Here is a 275-nt window from a genome sequence, read left to right as displayed (position 1 = left end):
GCCCACTCCCTCGCCCGGCCAAGGAATGCAGCGCGGTGACTTCGAGAGCGTCACGGTGATCAAGTCGGGGAAGAATCCCGGGTAACCGTCGTGCCAGCATAGATTTCCCACAACCAGGAGCACCACGTAGCAGAATGTGGTGACGACCCGCTGCCGCTACTTCAAGGGCTCGGCGCGCCTCGTGCTGGCCGATAACCTCCGCTAAGTCTCCGATCCCCGGATCGGTGTCGGGAGACCCCACAATGGGGCCCTCAGGAGGCACCACTGGACGACCA

The 275-nt window shown here is 63.6% G+C and carries 1 protein-coding gene; it reads right to left on the bottom strand.

Annotation, left to right across the window (positions count from 1 at the left end; all coding sequences use genetic code 11):
- Positions 1 to 275 (bottom strand): ATP-binding protein (locus FVA95_RS29765; RefSeq protein ID WP_193564455.1); only part of this gene is annotated, 275 nt, incomplete at both ends.

Origin of the sequence: Pseudonocardia sp. EV170527-09 (assembly GCF_008369905.1) — a bacterium.
Lineage (GTDB): Bacteria > Actinomycetota > Actinomycetes > Mycobacteriales > Pseudonocardiaceae > Pseudonocardia.
The sequence above is the reverse complement of the archived record's forward strand: the minus strand, read 5'-3'. Positions and strand labels throughout refer to the sequence as shown.